The organism is Candidatus Clostridium helianthi (assembly GCF_045310795.1).
GTDB classification, from domain to species: domain Bacteria; phylum Bacillota; class Clostridia; order Clostridiales; family Clostridiaceae; genus Clostridium; species Clostridium helianthi.
The window spans coordinates 158,652-176,580 of the sequence record NZ_JBJIAB010000007.1 but is presented as its reverse complement, the minus strand read 5'-3'; the positions used below and the strand labels follow the sequence as shown (position 1 = coordinate 176,580).

General features: G+C 30.1%; 17 protein-coding genes. 3 read left to right on the top strand and 14 right to left on the bottom strand.

Features of this window, described 5'->3' with window-relative positions:
* Nucleotides 1-192 precede the first annotated feature (192 nt).
* The 13 genes from minE to ACJDTP_RS08205 all read right to left on the bottom strand — a co-directional run bounded on the left by minE (nt 193) and on the right by ACJDTP_RS08205 (nt 13,308).
* The gene (gene minE / locus ACJDTP_RS08265; protein ID WP_011967847.1) at nt 193-462 is read right to left on the bottom strand and encodes a cell division topological specificity factor MinE; all 270 of its coding nucleotides are present in this window, start codon (nt 460-462) and stop codon (nt 193-195) included.
* Between the two features lie 14 nt (nt 463-476).
* The gene (gene minD / locus ACJDTP_RS08260; RefSeq protein ID WP_078115861.1) at nt 477-1,277 is read right to left on the bottom strand and encodes a septum site-determining protein MinD; all 801 of its coding nucleotides are present in this window, start codon (nt 1,275-1,277) and stop codon (nt 477-479) included.
* 20 nt (nt 1,278-1,297) lie between these two features.
* Nucleotides 1,298-1,957 (bottom strand): septum site-determining protein MinC, encoded by a 660-nt coding sequence (minC, locus tag ACJDTP_RS08255; RefSeq protein WP_078115860.1) that lies wholly within the window; start codon nt 1,955-1,957, stop codon nt 1,298-1,300.
* Between the two features lie 199 nt (nt 1,958-2,156).
* Nucleotides 2,157-2,837, bottom strand: coding sequence for a DNA/RNA nuclease SfsA (sfsA, locus tag ACJDTP_RS08250; protein WP_406760910.1), 681 nt, complete (start codon nt 2,835-2,837; stop codon nt 2,157-2,159).
* 157 nt (nt 2,838-2,994) lie between these two features.
* A complete protein-coding gene (locus tag ACJDTP_RS08245) occupies nt 2,995-5,889 on the bottom strand; it encodes a penicillin-binding transpeptidase domain-containing protein (protein ID WP_078115858.1) in 2,895 nt (964 codons plus the stop codon).
* Entirely contained in the window at nt 5,886-6,377 is a 492-nt protein-coding gene (gene mreD, locus ACJDTP_RS08240; RefSeq protein ID WP_011967842.1) for a rod shape-determining protein MreD, read from the bottom strand. The genes ACJDTP_RS08245 and mreD overlap by 4 nt, the downstream gene beginning before the upstream one ends.
* A 9-nt stretch (nt 6,378-6,386) precedes the next feature.
* Nucleotides 6,387-7,235, bottom strand: a complete 849-nt coding sequence (gene mreC / locus ACJDTP_RS08235) for a rod shape-determining protein MreC (RefSeq protein ID WP_077868989.1) — start codon at nt 7,233-7,235, stop codon at nt 6,387-6,389.
* Nucleotides 7,236-7,237: 2 nt separating this feature from the next.
* A complete protein-coding gene (locus ACJDTP_RS08230; protein WP_011967840.1) occupies nt 7,238-8,254 on the bottom strand; it encodes a rod shape-determining protein in 1,017 nt (338 codons plus the stop codon).
* 20 nt (nt 8,255-8,274) lie between these two features.
* A complete protein-coding gene (radC, locus tag ACJDTP_RS08225; RefSeq protein ID WP_077868990.1) occupies nt 8,275-8,964 on the bottom strand; it encodes a RadC family protein in 690 nt (229 codons plus the stop codon).
* 51 nt (nt 8,965-9,015) lie between these two features.
* Nucleotides 9,016-9,582 (bottom strand): Maf-like protein, encoded by a 567-nt coding sequence (locus ACJDTP_RS08220; protein WP_406760909.1) that lies wholly within the window; start codon nt 9,580-9,582, stop codon nt 9,016-9,018.
* A 294-nt stretch (nt 9,583-9,876) separates the two neighbouring features.
* Nucleotides 9,877-10,551: an RNA-dependent RNA polymerase family protein gene (locus ACJDTP_RS08215; protein ID WP_077868992.1), complete on the bottom strand. Its 675-nt coding sequence runs from the start codon at nt 10,549-10,551 to the stop codon at nt 9,877-9,879.
* A gap of 341 nt (nt 10,552-10,892) precedes the next feature.
* Nucleotides 10,893-11,486 carry a C40 family peptidase gene (locus ACJDTP_RS08210; protein WP_011967836.1) on the bottom strand — a complete coding sequence of 198 codons (594 nt, stop codon included), beginning with the start codon at nt 11,484-11,486 and terminating at the stop codon, nt 10,893-10,895.
* Nucleotides 11,487-11,850: 364 nt separating this feature from the next.
* Nucleotides 11,851-13,308, bottom strand: coding sequence for an aminoacyl-histidine dipeptidase (locus ACJDTP_RS08205; protein ID WP_078115857.1), 1,458 nt, complete (start codon nt 13,306-13,308; stop codon nt 11,851-11,853).
* Between the two features lie 163 nt (nt 13,309-13,471).
* Between ACJDTP_RS08205 and pyk the strand changes: the two genes are divergently transcribed.
* On the top strand, nt 13,472-14,890 hold the full coding sequence (pyk, locus tag ACJDTP_RS08200; protein ID WP_078115856.1) for a pyruvate kinase: 1,419 nt from the start codon (nt 13,472-13,474) through the stop codon (nt 14,888-14,890).
* Between the two features lie 72 nt (nt 14,891-14,962).
* Here pyk and rpsA read toward each other — a convergent pair whose 3' ends face one another.
* Nucleotides 14,963-16,117, bottom strand: coding sequence for a 30S ribosomal protein S1 (gene rpsA / locus ACJDTP_RS08195; RefSeq protein ID WP_078115855.1), 1,155 nt, complete (start codon nt 16,115-16,117; stop codon nt 14,963-14,965).
* Nucleotides 16,118-16,659: 542 nt separating this feature from the next.
* Between rpsA and ACJDTP_RS08190 the strand changes: the two genes are divergently transcribed.
* A complete protein-coding gene (locus tag ACJDTP_RS08190) occupies nt 16,660-17,247 on the top strand; it encodes a hypothetical protein (protein ID WP_406760908.1) in 588 nt (195 codons plus the stop codon).
* A gap of 21 nt (nt 17,248-17,268) precedes the next feature.
* A complete protein-coding gene (locus ACJDTP_RS08185; protein WP_077839239.1) occupies nt 17,269-17,919 on the top strand; it encodes a PspA/IM30 family protein in 651 nt (216 codons plus the stop codon).
* Nucleotides 17,920-17,929: the final 10 nt, after the last annotated feature.

Below are 17,929 nucleotides of genomic sequence, written 5' to 3'. Positions count from 1 at the left end.
TAATAATTATATTGGGCATAAAAAACATAATAATTTTGTAATAATTTAAAGATAATATCTTGTTAAATCTCCAAAGTCACCCATATTTAATAAACCTAATTATTATAAAAAAATAAGATGAATTGTTTTAAAGAATTAACCATCCCATTCTTTAAAACAAACATCTCTTATAATTTAAGTAAAACAAATTACTTATCTTCCCTTTATACTTTTAATTGGAATGTTAGCTATTAATGCAGAAGTATTTTCACCTTCTTCATCTCCATTCTTATTTACGGATATTTCAACATCCTCAACTTGTATATCAATATACTTAGAAATTACTTCTAAAATCTCTTCTCTTATTTTCTCAATAATATCTGGTGCAATTTCGCCTCTATCATGTATAAGAATTAGCTTTAGTCTGTCTTTTGCAACTTCTTTAGGTGTTGGCTTACTATTTAAACTCTTAAAAAACCCCATTTTCTCATCCTCCCTTAATTTCGCTTAAATAGCTTCTTTAAGGAGCTAAAAAATCCTTGATGCTCTTCTGTATGTAAATCAATAATAGGAACTTCCTCACCTGTAATTCTTCTAGCTATATTCTTGAACGCTTGTCCAGCAATCGCACCCTCTTCTAACACAATAGGTTCACCTTTATTAGTTGAAATAGTTATATTCTTATCGTCTGGAACTACTCCAAGTAACTCTACTGATAATGTTTCAATAATATCAGCTACATCAAGCATATCTCCATTCTTAGTCATTTCATAGTTCAATCTATTTACAATAACAGAATGGTCTTCCAATCCCTTTGAATCAAGCTTACCAATAACTCTATCAGCATCTCTAACAGATGTTATTTCTGGATTTACAACAATAATTGCTTTTTCCGCACCTATTACAGCATTTTCAAATCCTTGTTCTATTCCTGCTGGAGAATCTATTAAGACATAATCAAACTCTTCTTTTAATTCATTTACTATTTTTAACATTTCCTGTGGACTTATATCATCTTTATCCTTAGTTTGAGCTGTTGGTAAAAGAAATAAATTAGCAAATCTCTTATCTTTTATAAGTCCTTGTTTTAATCTGCATCTTCCTTCTATAACATCAATTATTGTATATACTATTCTATTTTCTAATCCTAGCAATACATCTAAATTTCTAAGCCCTGTATCTCCATCTATAACAACTACTTTCTTACCAAGTGATGCTAAAGCAGTTCCTATATTGGCTGTAGTTGTTGTTTTTCCAACTCCACCTTTACCTGAAGTTATTACAATAGATACTCCCATTAAAAAATCCCTCCGACGTTTTAGTATATATATTTATTTGGTAAATATGGTTCCACTATTATCAACCCATCCCTAATTCTTGCTAATTCTGGATAGCTTGGCTTTTGGATATCATCTGGAGACATAGCTATAACATTTGCAATTTTTAATAGTTCAGGTTGTAGTAGGAATGCTGCTATTACCGCTTTTATATTTCCATTAGTCCCAGCGCTCACTTTACCCCTTATACGTCCTAAAACAATTACATTCCCTGCTGCATATACTTCTGCACCACTATTTATGTCTCCTACTATAACTATGTTTCCTTGGTAATTAATACATTCTCCGCTTCTAACTGTCTTTCTTATAAATTTAGTTTTCCCTTCGTATACACCGGAGAATACCTTAACCTCTTTTTCATTCACCTGCTCAATTTCCTTTTCTATATCTTCTAGAACAATATCTTTTAATTCAATTTGAGTTAATAATTTTTCTTTAAGAATGCCTACTTCCTTTTTATTAACCAATTTTAAATCTATTCTTAATATTAGAGTTGTCCCTTTATAAAAATGCTTTCCTTTAGAAAGTTTCTTTATTAGCAATACAAGCATATCATCAAAACAAGCAAATTTATTCATATTGATAGTTGTATTTATTCCATCTTTATTTCCCTTTATTAAAATACCATCATTATTATACATTCATTCCCTCCAATGAATTTTGCAGGTTAAAATAGTTAAATTGTTTTGAAAATGGCAACCTCTCTAAAATTATATCATTATACTGACTATTTTTGTATATATGTTTCACTAATTTTTGATTAAATTTTACAAAAGCATATAAAACATCAAAATTTGATAATATGCAGTGTATATACCAAAGCATTGAACAGCTATCACACTATAATATTACATCAACATAATCCCTTATATTAATACTGTCTACATCTACTAAACAGTCTACTGCAACTATATTTACACCATTCTCTTTTGCATATTTTAGTGTATCTCCAAATTCCTTATGAGTCTCTACATTAGGTTCAAAATGAACAACATCTTTCATTTGTATTACGAATATGACGTAGGCATCATACCCTTCTTTAACGCAATCAACAAGTTCTCTAAGATGCCTAACACCTCTTTCCGTAGGTGCATCAGGAAACTTTACAATTCCATTATTCTCTAAAGTCACTCCTTTTACTTCTATAAAAATTTTCTGATGCTTTGTCTCAACATAAAAGTCAAACCTTGAATTCTTATATTTAGTTTCTGGTTTTATTAAAGTCACATCTTTTAAGAGGTTCCCTTTTAATATCCATTCATGAACAACCTTATTAGTTACTTGAGAATCCATATTGATCATTCTGTCTCCTTTTATAACGCCTATAAGAGAAAACTTAGTTTTCCTTTTAGGATTATCATTTTTTTGAATAAATACTGTCGCATTAGGTGTCAAAAGTTCCTTGCATCTTCCAGTATTTTTTACATGGCAAACTTCTTCATTGCCATCAATTTCAACATAAGCTATAAATCTATTTGGTCTTGAGATAAATTTTCCTTTTAGAATATTATTATATTTCATTTTTCCCTCACTAAATCTAAATTTTTATAAAAAGGTATCTATAATTAGGTTTACTTTATGCAATTTTTATAATTGCATACCTAATATAGATACCTTACAAATCAATTGATTTTTATTAATTTATTTTTAAATACAAGATTTCTATTATAAATTTTTACTAATGAGTTTGGTTTGTATTTGCCTGTGAAGCATTTGCCTCTTGAGTATATGGATTACCTAAAACATATTTTTTCCATGTATCTGATGATGAAGTATACTGTGTGTCATTCTTTAATTGATCCTTGAAATAAGCATCATAAACTGATTTAACTACTGATGCAATATTACTTCCATGACCTCCATCAAATACTACCGCTGCTACAGCTATCTGTGGATCATTTGCTGGCGCAAAACTGACATATGTTGCGTAAGGTTCCCTTCCTTTTTCTAATTGATCATCAGAAACGTCGGCTGTACCAGTCTTACCAGCTGTTGGTATTGGATATCCTAAAAATGTAGAACTACCGGTACCATCTGCTTCTTGGTTAACAGCTGTCATTCCTTGCTTAACAGCATCTTGAGTCTCTTTTGACATTTTAACTGTATTTAAAACTTCTGGTTTAAACTCTTGAACTATATTTCCATCCCCATCTGTAACTTTATCTACCAAATGAATCTTATATCTTGTTCCTCCATTTGCAATAGTTGATATGTATGATACTAGTTGCAATGGAGTAAAGTTATTCATTCCTTGACCTATTGATGCTGAAACAAGTGAACCTGGGGATCTTACTTGTCCTGGCATATCATTAGTTGCAAATTGAGCTAATTCTTCTGCTACTATTGTAGCCTGGGAATCAATATTTACGCTTCTTCCAGATATACTTGCCTTATACTCATCAGAATTATTCATTAGGTTTAAAACATCTTTTTTTATATCCTTGGCAAAAAAATCATGGCTTACTGCTTGCTGATTATCAGAATTCTTATCTATAGCATCTTTGACTTTATCTTTGATTGCTTTCTTAGCTGCCTTAACTGCATCATTATCATTATCAGAATCTTTTAAATGAATTGGAGCAAAAAACACTCCGTTGTATTCACCGTTATCTAAAAATGTAATTATGTTATCTGTCGACATTGCTAAGAAATTCTTTTTATTATCAGTAAAATTGTACGTCTGACCAAAGCTTTCTCCAATTTCTATTCCTGTTGACTTCTTTGCATTACTATTTGGATCAACTCCTAATCCAAATTGCCAAGCATATTTAGCAAGAGAATTTAGAGCTTCAACATTATTAGCCTTACCTCCTGCTTGTATATACATTCTAGTAGCAGTTTCATAGAAGTAGAAGTTAATAGATTTTGCTATAGCTGTTGTTAAACTTATGTTCCCTTGTGCAGCTTCTAATCCTCCTGGCTTAAAAGCTTTACCAAAAATCTCTGGATGAATATTAAATACTCCTGTATCATTTATCATTTCACCTGGAGTTATTACCCCTGATTCTAAACCTGCAACAGCTGTAAGAGGCTTGAATGTAGAACCCGGTGGAATTAATGACTGAGTTGCATAATTAAATGTTGCTTTTGGGTATAAATCAAATTTATCCCATCTAACTCCATTTCTTACTGGGAACAAATCATCAACAGTTTTATTAAGTCCCATTCTTTTAATAAACTCCTGTCCAAACTTTTCTAGATCAGGATTAAAATAATCTTTATACTGCTCAGGAGTTAACTGTCCTGGAACTGTAAATAAATTTGGATTCAAATTAGGATAACTTGTTAAAGCTAATACCCTTCCAGTTTTAACTTCAACAGCTACCAATGCACCTCTGGTTGCATTCAATAGTCTATTTCCTTTATCATCTCTTCCGGTAGCCTGCATATCAGCAATTTTATCTGCCAATGCTTGCTCTGCTGCATATTGAATATCTCTATCTATTGTAAGATGAACATCATCTCCCGGATAAGGTTCAAGTTTAAATAATTCTTGCGAAACACTTCCTTTAGAGTTAACTTTAACAGTTGTTCCACCCTTAACTCCTTTTAATTGTTCTTCGAAAGCCGATTCTATTCCAGACTTTCCTACAGAATCTGATGAAACATCATATCCTTTAAGTTCATATGTTGATTTTTGTGTATCATTAATTGAAGATACATACCCTAAAACTGAAGATGCTAAATTATTATATGGGTATGATCTTATAGGTGCCGAACTCACATTTATTCCTGGCAAATCGTATTTCTTTTGCATTACTATTAATGAAGTATCTTTCTTAATATTCTCTGCAATAGTTACTGATTTATATCCTTTAAAACTTTGCATTTTTATAGCATCTTTTACAAGCATAAATTTTCTAATATCATTTAAAGAATACCCTTCTTTTAAAATCATATCTGTTAAATCCTTGCCTTCCATTTTAGAATAGACATTCTTCTTTTCTTTTGAGTCATAATCTGGATCTACAAGGCCAATTAAATTATACGATTTAACTAATGCATAAAATGCATCATCAGGAGTTATTTTCAGAAGTTCTTCATCTAGTTTTGCATTTTGTTCATCCGATAATTCTTCAACATCCTTGAACATTTTGTTTTTTAGAGTGTCATTCAGTCCCCTATCCTTTTTAAATCTCAATTCCTCTATATTTTGGGATTGTTTCTCATTAGTTTTATACTCAAAATATATATTATTATTACCATCAATTTTTAAAGGTAACGAATCCTGAATGCTTTCTCCATTTTCATCCAATATTTTAAAAAGTTCTTTCATAGTTATATAAAACTGTTTATCAGCATCTTTTGTTTCCGTATATGTAATAGTGTATGTTTGAATATTAGTTGCTAAAACATTTCCTTTGTCATCATATATTTTACCCCTTGGGGCTTTTTCTGATATAAATCTTGTTGATGTTACATCTGCTTTATCCTTATATTCATCATAATTAAATACTTGAATATATAACAATTTTAGAATGATCACTGAAAATATAGCTATCATAATTATAGATAAAACTGTATATCTAGAAATCTTCTTTTTCTTTTTATTAGTTGGTTTATTTACTATCATCTAAACCTCCATCTTTGCTTTGAATACTCATCATCATAAACATTCATTACTAATTTATACACAAAAAACATTATTACTCCGTTGTATACCCCCATAATGATACTTTTAGAAAATTGTATTTCAATATTAAAAAAATTAAATATCAACATAACTCCTGCGTATTTAATTATTGTTATAAAAAAAGCCGAGATCACAGGTATCAGTCTCTTAGTCTTTATTATTCCTGCTCCAATAAAACTTGCTAGAAGACATAGAAATAAATTCAATAATGAATTTACACCAAAACCATTAAAAAAGAAAATATCTTGAAGTATCCCACTCACAACACCCATAAATACAGCTCGTTCTTTCTTATTGACTAATGAATAAGCTATAGCAAAAGTAAATAGTAAACTGGGATAAGCTCCCTTTATTGAAAAAAACGGAATTAGTGAGTTATCTAATATAACCAATCCTATAGAAATCAAAATAATAATTAATTTTTCCATTATAAACCTCTAATTATATTTAATTTCTCTCGTATCCTTTGGAGAGACAATAAATAATTCTTCTAACTTATTAAAATCTACATATGGTTTTACAACTGCATTCTTCATTACTTTTACTTTATCTTCTTCTACTGAAATTACTTCACCAATTCTAATTTCCTTTGGATAAAGCATTCCTACTCCAGATGTCATTATTACATCGCCTTCCTTAACATCTGAATTCATTGGAAGATCATATACCTTAGCTAAGTTTTCTCCCGTACTATCTTTGAAACCTTTTATATAACCTGTAGCATCTCTAGTACTTTGATCCATAACACTTACTGCTATATTTTCATTAATCAGAGATTGAACTATGCACCAATTACTTCCAACACTGGTTACTTGTCCCACTAGACCTTGAGCCGCTATAACAATCATACCCTTTTGTATATTGTCATTTTTTCCTTTATTTACCACATAACCATCTAAAAAGTTTCCACCACTATATCCTATAATATCACATGCTACATAGTTATAATTGTTTCTTTCTTCCTGAAAATTCAACACTTGTCTTAATCTATCATTTTCTTCTTTTAAATCTGAATAACTAGCCAACTCATTTTCAAGTTCTTGATTTTCTTTAATTAATTCTTTATTTTGCGCTTTTACTTCTGAAAAATTCAAGAAAAAATCTAAGGTCTCTTTAATCCTACTAGTTCCTGAATATAAGAGACTTTGCACTGGATTTAAAGTACTACCGGCACCACTTTCAATAATACTTCTATTTTCCTTTCTAACTGTATAAACTATTAACCCTAAAAAGCTAACTGACAGTACTATAATAGTTACTGCCAGTTTATTCTTAAGAAGCTTCATATTTAACCTCTTTGATCTCTGCTAATTTTATCAAAATCTTCTAGTGCCTTCCCTGCTCCAAGTACTACGCAATCAAGAGGTGCCTCCGCAATATGTACAGGCATGTTTGTTTCTTTATTTATAAGTATATCTAATCCTTTTAGATATGCCCCGCCACCTGCTAACATTATACCTTTTTCCATAATATCTGCTGAAAGTTCTGGTGGAGTCTTTTCCAATGTTGTCTTAATTGATTCTATAATAGCATATACTGGTTCTTTTAAAGCTTCTCTAACTTGAGTTTCTGAAATTTCAACAATCTTTGGAAGCCCAGTAATCATATCTCTTCCTTTAATCTCCATGACTGTTTCTTCATCTGAAGTCCTATAAGCTGAACCTATTTCCATTTTAACTTGTTCAGCTGTTCTTTCTCCAACCATTAAGTTAAATTCTTTTTTAATATAAGATATTATTGATTGATCTAACTCATCACCAGCTATTCTAAGTGACTTACTAGTTACTATACCGCCTAATGAAATAATAGCAACTTCTGTTGTTCCACCGCCAATATCAACTATCATACTTCCTGTTGGTTCGCTTACTGGAAGCCCTGCTCCGATTGCTGCTGCCATTGGTTCTTCCATTAAAATAACATCTCTAGCTCCTGAAAGTTTTGTAGCTTCTTCGATAGCTCTTTTCTCAACTTCTGTAACTCCTGATGGATAACAAACTATTATTCTTGGATTTTTAAATGCATTCTTAGTTGATACTTTTTCTATTAGACTTTTCATCATTGTTTGAGCTGTATCAAAATCTGCAATTACTCCATCTTTTAATGGTCTTATAGCTACTATATTTCCTGGGGTTCTACCAATCATAAGCTTAGCTTCTGATCCAACCGCTAATGTCTTTTTAGTCATAGTGTTCATTGCAACAACAGATGGTTCTCTTAAAACTATTCCTTTACCTTTTACAAATACTAGGGTGTTTGCAGTTCCCAAATCTATCCCCATATCTTTTCCTGATCCAAAAAATCCCATTTATTTTTCCCCTTCCAATTCTATATTAGTCCTCTTTCTTTGAGGCTAACAAATTTATTATTTCCTATTATAATATGGTCTACTAATTGAATTCCTATAATATTTCCACATTCTTTAATTCTTAGTGTTATATTTATGTCTTCTCTGCTAGGCGTCGGATCGCCTGACGGATGATTATGACATATAATTATCGATGCGCTATTCTTACTTATAGCTTGCTTAAAAATTTCTCTCGGATGCACAACCGACGTATTTAAACTACCCTTAAAAACATCTTTAATACCAACAACTATATTCTTGGTATTTAATAAGACAACTTTTAATACTTCTTGATTTAATTCGTTCATTTCTCCCATGAGAAGACTTGATAAGTCTTTTGGTGAAGTTATTTTGATGTCATTATTTATTGCTTTCAATGTTCTAAATCTCTTAAAAAGCTCAGCTAAAGCTAAAATTTGTGAAGCTTTTCCTTGTTTAATACCTTTTATAGATACTATATCATCAAAACTTGCATCTAAAATACCATTTAGCCCTTCTAGCTCAGATAAAAGCCTGCTACACAATTGAAGAACATTCTCTCCTTGTGTTCCAGTCCTAATTATTATTGCTAATAATTCCGAATTACTTAAAGATTCTGCTCCATAAGTTAATAATTTCTCTTTAGGTCGTTCATTTTGTGGTATATCTTTGATTTTAAGGCTACTTTCCATATAATATATTACCTCCAAATATATGATTTCCCCTCTATCCCTAAAATATAATTATTGTATCTCTTTAAGCATAAACTTTAGCTTATTCAGTGGCAGTCCAACAACGTTGTAATAACATCCTCTTATCTCTTCAACAAATATTCCACCTATCCCCTGGATTCCATAAGCGCCAGCTTTATCTAAAGGCTCACCAGTTTTTATGTATTCTAATATTTCATCGTCGCTTATTTCAGAAAAAGTAACTTCAGTAGATAAACTCTCTTGAATCGTCAAATTTTTAGCTGTATTAATCACAACAACACCAGAATAAACCAAATGTTTTCTACCTTGAAGTGATTTTATAATATTAAAAGCATCTTCTTCATCTCTTGGTTTTCCTAGTATCATATTGTCTATGGTGACTACAGTATCAGCTGAAATTATAATCGCATCCTCATCTAGCTTATTCTTAGCATTCAGTGCCTTTCCTAAAGCTATGTCTTTAACATATCTATCTATAGAGCCCTCAAAAATAACTTTACTCTCATCAAAATTACTGACAATAACATCAAAATTCTTAATTAATCTACTTAAGAGTTCTTGTCGTCTTTCTGAAGCAGAAGCTAATATTACTTTCATATATTCACATCCTAAAATAAAGAATTTTGGCACATGAAAAATAATAGGCGAGCATAATGATCTCCCATTCTTTGAATGTACCTTATTATATATCATTGACAAATAATATATATTGTAGACATGTTAATTTTTTAACCAAAAACTATTAAATTTTAAAGGTGTAGAAATGATATTCTACCATTTCTACACCTTATAGTTTATCATTTAAGATGTTCTTAAACAAGTGTGTTATATTAAGTTATAAGTTTTTTTATATAAATGTAATTTTGTTGTAATAATTATTAACTAAATCTTTCAGTTTTTAATAAGTTTATATAACTCCTGCATATCATTGCTGCTGTTCGTTTTATCCATTTCATCAGGCAGATTTTTTACATAATCATATAATTGGCTTATCTTATTTGATTTGGCTGTGCTTCCTTCATTTACAATTCCATCCGTCCAGGCTTTAAATTCTGCTGTTTTTATACTTTTCACCTGATTATCTTGTAACTTATTCACAATTGTCAAAAATCCATTCATAATTTCTATGAGCTTTTTATTTTCCAAGTCATCACTAGAAGCACCTAAACTAATTTTAGCGACATCAATATTATTGGACTTGAATTCTTCTATCTTTTTTAAGCCATCTTCCTCATTATATATTCCTGCTAAAACTCTATATTTACCATCATCTTCTACTATAAATGGCTGACAGTATTTTGATATTGCAGATAGCGACTCTTTTGCATTCTCCTCTTTTGAATAATAACCACATTGCAGTGCGATGATATTTTTTATTGTACCGTTATAGTCACCTTGAGTTGAAGATTTTGAACTATTTATGCCTACGTTTTGTACACTCTTCCCATCAAAGATAACATTGCTAATAAACACTCCTCCAACTATAGATATCCCAACGATAACGACAACACTACATAAGAATTTCATCCTGCCTGATTTTTTATATTCATATCTTGTGTATCTCATAATCTCCCCCCTTTTGAACATTCTAAAAATAGCGTGTCAAAAGTTAAGTTTTATATGTCATCAAAACTTATAGAAAACATTATAAAACAGAATAATATTATATATATTTGACCTGCTATTTTTTCAGATTTCTTATATATTAATATTTATTCTGTAAGTTACACATATATGAATTATGTTAAATAAAAAAATATTATATAGGGCATATTTTAAAAATCTAAACTTATATATTTGCAATATTAAGGCTATAGAAAGTCATATTCCTACACTCCTAAGCATACTTATATATCATTTCTAACTATATTATATTTACATTTAGCATCTTAAGTTAACTATATCCATTAGCAAAAAATTCTTCTTGCAGTAGCATATCTTTCTGAATAGTATCCATCACACAATGAACTTACCATTACTGGTTTTCCAGACCTTGGCGCATGTATAAATTCTCCGTTTCCAATATAAATTCCCACATGGCTAATTGATCCTTCTGTATTAAAAAAAACTAAATCTCCAGCTCTTAAATTACTTTTATCCACTTTAGTCCCTACATTTACTTGTGTATATGTAGTTCTTGATATATCTACACCAAATTTATTATAAACATATTGTGTTAATCCTGAACAATCAAAAGCATTTGGACCAACCGCTCCATAAACATATGGCTTTCCTAAAAACTTATATGCATAATTTACGACTTCATTTCCCTTACTAATTGCTCCTCTTGATACTGAATCTTCACCATTTGATACTGTTTCTGAATCTGATGGTGCTTTTATCACTTTAGCTGTTTTAAGTTCACTAGTCTTAATTGTAATTCCTCTATTATGTGTTAATGTAGTATCAGCTTTGGCATGTTGCATATTAATAAGAAAAACTCCCGAAAAAATAAAAGTTGTAATTACACATTTCATAAGCCTATTATTTTTAATTTTCATCTTAAATTCCTCTCCATACCTAATCTATATTACCATAAAAGGCACCTTAGTTATCGTTTACACTTTGCTGTAAATTTTAAAACATGTATCTAGTATAGTGATAAGCTAGGTAAAGGTCAAACCTTTTATACTTTTATATTCTTATTTATACCGAAATATCTCTAATTTCCTCAATATTACTATCAATAATGGTCATTTACTGTAAATTTATAATTTTCTGACTTTTGTTTTACATTTTGTTATTTCTTACTCATTATCTTTTCTATAAATAAACCTAAAACTCAAAATTTTGAGAGTAACAAAAAAACAGTAAGTTATCCAATAAATTTTCTGGTTAACTTACTGTTCTAATTAATTTTTTATACTAATTTCTAATTTCCTTAAGAACTTCTAATAAATATTCAAAGCATCTACAAGCAGATGATATACTTAAATGTTCATTTGGAGTGTGTATATCAATTATATTAGGACCAAAACTAATCATATCTAAATCTCCAAGTCTTTCCTTAAGTATTCCACATTCTAATCCAGCATGGATAGCTACAACTTCTGCTTCTTTTCCATACATTCTAAGATATACATCTTTGCATATATCCCTTATTTTTGAATCACTTTTATATGGCCATTCTGGATATCCTGCCGCAGACTCAAATGTACCACCCATAATTTCAGTTAAACATTTATTTCTTTCAACTATTTCTTCTTTTAATGAAAACACAGAACTTCTGACAGCACTATGATATTTTATATCACTTTCATCAGTTGTTACCACTCCAAGATTTGATGAACTCTCCACTAATCCTTCTATTTCAGAACTCATTGTGTTTACACCATTTGGATACAAATATGATAAACTAATTGCTTTAGTTGTAGTATCATCTGAAAATACTTTTTCTATTTTATCTTTACTTTCAGATAATTTTATCTTAAGTCCTGGATCTTTTGTGCTAAATTCTTTAGAAATATCATTATCTACCTTTGTTTTAGCGTCAATTAATTCTTTTTCCTTAGACTGATCAATTGAAATAACCGCCATAGCTTCTCTTGGTATTGCATTATCTTTTGCTCCACCATTTAATGAAACTAAATTAAAAGCTACTTTGTTAAAGATTTCTCTTAATACTCTTGCCATTAATTTGTTTGCATTTCCTCTTTCTAAATGAATTTCAGCTCCTGAATGTCCTCCAATTAATCCCTTAACTTCAATTACATATTCTTTTGTATTTTCTTTTTTCTTCATCCATTCAATAGGTAAAGTAGATTGAGTTCTAATTCCACCAGCACAGCTTACCCAAAGTTTTCCTTCTTCTTCTGAATCTAAATTCAAAACAATTTTTCCATCTAAATCTTTTGATTGTACAGCTTTAGCTCCAGTCATTCCTGTTTCTTCATCTGTTGTTATTAATACCTCAATAGCAGGATGTTCTATCGATGTGTCCTCTAATATTGCCATCGCATAAGCAACAGCAATTCCGTCATCTCCTCCAAGAGTTGTATTATCTGCATATATATAATCATCTTTGACCACTAAACTTATTGGATCTTTTTCAAAATCATGAATTTTATCGCTATTTTTCTCACACACCATATCCATATGACCTTGGATTATAACTGTTGGAGCTTTCTCATACCCTTTTGATGCAGGTTTTTTAATAATAACATTTAGGGCATCATCTTGAATACATTCTAATCCTAAACTCTTTCCAAAGCTCAATAAATAATCACTTATTTGTTTCTCATTTCCAGAACCTCTTGGTATCTTACTTATTTCATTAAAATGATAAAAAATTCTTTTCCCCGTAATATTCTCTAAATTTTTCATTCTACTCTCTTCCTTTCATCAATTATATGATAGAATATGATTATACATATCTTTTCTTAGTTTATCATAAAATATTGCTATATTATGTATATTTTTATTATTTTATGATTAATTATTTCACACACTATAATATATATACAAAATTTTAATGTGAGGTGTTTATATGCAAAAAACAAAAATGATTTTTACTATTGGTCCAGCAAGCGATAATGAGAAGACTTTAAGAAAGTTCATTGAAATTGGGATGAGCGCTGCAAGATTAAACTTTTCTCATGGTACACATGAAACACACAAAGAAAAAATCGAACTAATCCAACGTCTAAGTAAAGAAATGAATTCTGCAACAGCTATAGTTCTTGATATTAAAGGTCCAAAAATCAGAACTCATAACTTTGTAAACGATGGTGTAACTCTTAATGACGGTGACGATTTCGATTTCATATGTGGCGAAGAAATTCTTGGTGATGAGAAAAGATGCTCAATCTCATATGATGTGCTTTATCAAGATATAAAAGTTGGCGGAAAAATTCTTGTTGATGATGGTCTTCTAAAATTTAAAGTTACTGGTGTTGAAGGTAAAACAATTCATACAAAAGTTGTTGTAGGTGGTGAAATTAAAAATCATAAGGGTGTAAATGTACCTAATGTAGTTATTAAATTACCATCAATTACAGAAAAAGATATAGAAGATATAAAATTTGGATGCAAAATGGGCGTTGATTTTATTGCTGCATCTTTCATAAGAAAAGCCAGTGATATCTTAGATGTAAAGAAAGTTCTAAAAGAAAACCATGGGGAACATATAAAGGTAATAGCTAAAATTGAAAACCAAGAAGGTGTAGATAATATAGATTCTATCATCGAAGTAACTGACGCTGTAATGGTTGCCAGAGGAGATATGGGTGTTGAAATTCCAATTCAAAAAGTGCCTATAATACAAAAAATGATAATTAGAAAATGTAATGAAGCTGGTAAAGTTGTTATAACTGCAACTCAAATGCTTGATTCAATGATTAGAAATTCACTTCCAACTAGAGCTGAAGCAAGTGATATTTGTAACGCTATTTTTGATGGAACTGATGCAATCATGTTAAGTGGAGAAAGTGCTTCTGGTTGTTTCCCTATAGAAGCAGCAAAGACAATGTCAAAAATTGCTCAAGAAGCTGAAGAATACTTAGATTATAATCACTTAACTGCAAGACTTAGAGAACCATCACTTACTGACTACGCAGCTGCAATAAGTTATTCAGCATGTAGAACAGCTAACATATTACATGCAAAAGCTATAGTGGCAGCAACTAAGAGCGGTGCTACTGCAAGACTACTTTCAAGATACAGATCAAAGGCTCCAATCATAGCTATAACACCTTATGAACAAGTAAGAAAAGGATTAAGCTTAAACTTTGGAATCTTCCCAATGCCTTGTAAAATGTTTAACTCAACAGATGAAATATTAACAGAAGCTAAAAACACAGTATTTAGTTTAAATTTCACACAACCTGGAGACGATATAATAGTTGCTGCTGGAATGCCAACAACTCAAACTGGTGGAACTAATATGTTAAAAATAGAAAAGATTTAATCAAAACATTCAAAATAAAACAAGTATGGATTATTATCCATACTTGTTTTTCATATTTAAACTTCTGTTAATTTACTCAAATTTAAACCCTTTAAGTAAGTCTCCTAATGAAGTTCCACTTTCATCGCTATTGTCAATGTAATCAAGATATTCTTTATTAGTTTCTACAGCTTCCTTTATGCTCAATGCTATTCTTTTTTCTTCCCTATTGATACTTAGCACCTTAACCTTTACTTTTTGATTAGCTTCCAATACATCTGAAGGCTTTGCAATATGTTCGTCTGTAATCTCTGTTATATGAACTAAGCCTTCTATACCATCAAATAACTCAACAAATGCACCAAATGTAGTAAGACGTACAACCTTTCCTTCAAATATATCGCCTTCATTAATATCTTTACCATGAACTATCCATGGTTCTTTAGTTACATCTTTTAATATTAATGATAGTCTTTCATTTTTTCTATCTATATTACCTATAAATACTTCTACCTTATCTCCCTCTTTAACTATATCTTCCGGCTTATTTACTCTTTCCCATGATAAATCCGAAAGGTGAATTAATCCTTCTACTCCCCCAATATCAACAAAAGCTCCAAACTTAACTATTTTCTTGACAACTCCGTTTCTTTTCTCTCCCTCTTTTAAATTATCCCATATATTTTTCTTATTTTTATTATATTCTTCTTCTTCAATAATTCTTCTTGATGCTATAACTTTTTTGTTCTTAAAGTCTAATTCAGTGATTCTAACATCTAAATCTCTTCCTATTAAATTATTAAGTTGAATTCTTTCTCTGCTTGCAAGAGAGCCTGGAATAAACACTCTTACGCTGCCATAGTATGCAATTACTCCACCTTTGGTTTCTTCTTTCACATGTACTTTAACATTCTTTTTTTCTTTGAAACATTCACTTAATTCTTCTCTTTCCTTTATTTCTAAGGCTTTTATTAAAGAAAGTTCAACATACCCCTCACCATCATTTGGAGATATGACATAAACATAAATTTCATCATCTTTGCTGACTACTTCCCTTGGATCCCTGCCATCTATAGATACTTCTTCTTTAGCTATTAATCCATCGAAAGCATAATCTATATTAACCGAAACCTCCTTATCGTTTACATCTATAACCTTACCTTTTAATACATCTCCTCTATTTAGTCTTTTTACATCGTATTGATTTAAAAGTTCACTCATATTGCTTTCTAATTCTTCATTGGACATAGTATAATTCACTCCTCATTATAATTTTTCTTACTTACAATAATAGTCTAATAGAATCTTTTACACAAGTACGGTTTGCTGTGCTACAAATATAATTATAATATATATGTTACCAAAATAATTCTTCATGATAATTCTAAAAATATTGCAAGAAATTTAGCCTTAATTGTTAATTGCAACATATATACAATCATTTTAAAATTTAATCCTCATATTATCTTAATATAAAAATACACATTGTTTTAATCTAATTATTATCAAAATTATTTACAATTTTGATATGCAGTATATAATACCATTTAAAAAGATAAGAAATAACCATTATAAAAGAGATATAATAACCTTTGTTGCGATATACAATTATAATCATCCTTTTTAGTCTTTTTTCATTGCTTTTCCATATTGTGTATAAGGAATCTTTTTTATATAATAAGTACATAATCTTTTAAGGGGTGATCACTATTCGTAAGATTAAAAAAAAATATGCTTTAACTATATTTTTAACATTCATATTTATATTTTCTAATTTATCTTTAGATGCTATGTCATTTATAGGTATAAATACATCTAACAATACTACAGTCGCCTTTGCTAAATCAACTGGTAGTAGCAGTCGATCAAGCTCTAGCGGCAGCAAATTTAGTTCTAGCAGTTCAAAATCAAGTAGTGGATTTAGTTCAGGATCTTTTAGTGGATCAAGTTCATCTAGTAAATCCTCAACAAGCACAAGTGGTGATTCAAGTAGTTCAAAGAACGGTGAAGGATTTAAATCTGGTAATTTTTCGAATAGTGATTCTTCAAACTCAAATTCAAAGAATTCTTCTTCATCTTCAAGTAGTGGTGGATCACAAGGATTTAGTAGCGGTTCTTATTCTACAACTGATAAAAGTAGAACCACTGACCCCTCAACTTCTTCTAATACAAATGATAATAAAAATACTAATACTCAAACATATAATAGTGGTTCCAACAGACATTCATTCTGGCCGTTCTTTGGTGGAGGATACTTTTACAGACCATTTTATTTTGGTTCACCAACAAGCTCATTAATTAACACCTTAGTTTTAGCTGGAGTATTCGTACTAGCTATTATATTAATAAAAAAATATTTAAATAATAAAAGAAAATAATAATTATTTGGAGGTATAGGCATGGGAATTTTTTCAAGGATGTCAAATATGATCAAGGCAAAAGTAAACAACTCATTAGATGAAATGGAAAATCCAGTTGAATTATTAGATCAAAAACTAAGAGATATGGATGAACAATTCAATAAAGCAAAATTGAGTTCAGCTCAAATTTTAGGTAATGTTCATGAAATTGAGAAAAAACTAGATTCTGCTAAAAAAGAATCTGAAGATTATGATCAAAAGGTTAGATTAGCACTAAGCAAGGGAAATGAGGAATTAGCAAAAAGAGCATTAGCTAAAAAAGTTGAAACAGATAAAAAGGCTGCTTCTCTACAAGCAAGCTATGATAATGCTAAAATACAAGCAGATACTTTAAAGGCAAATTTACGTGCTTTGGAAGAAGAAATAACAAAGACTAGAAGTTACAGAGATGAGGCAGCTGCAAGATTTGCAAATGCTGAAGCCTCTCAAAAAGTAAATGAGGTTCTAGCTAATGTTCAAACTAAAAGTAACTCAATACAAATTGATAGTATAGAAAGAAAAATTCAACGTAAAGAAGCTCTTGCTCAAGGTTTAGGTGAACTAAGAGACCTAGATGATTTTGATAGTGAATTTAAGAAATTAGATGAAGTTGATTTAGATCTTGAATTAGCAAAATACAAATCTAATTAGGTGATAAAAT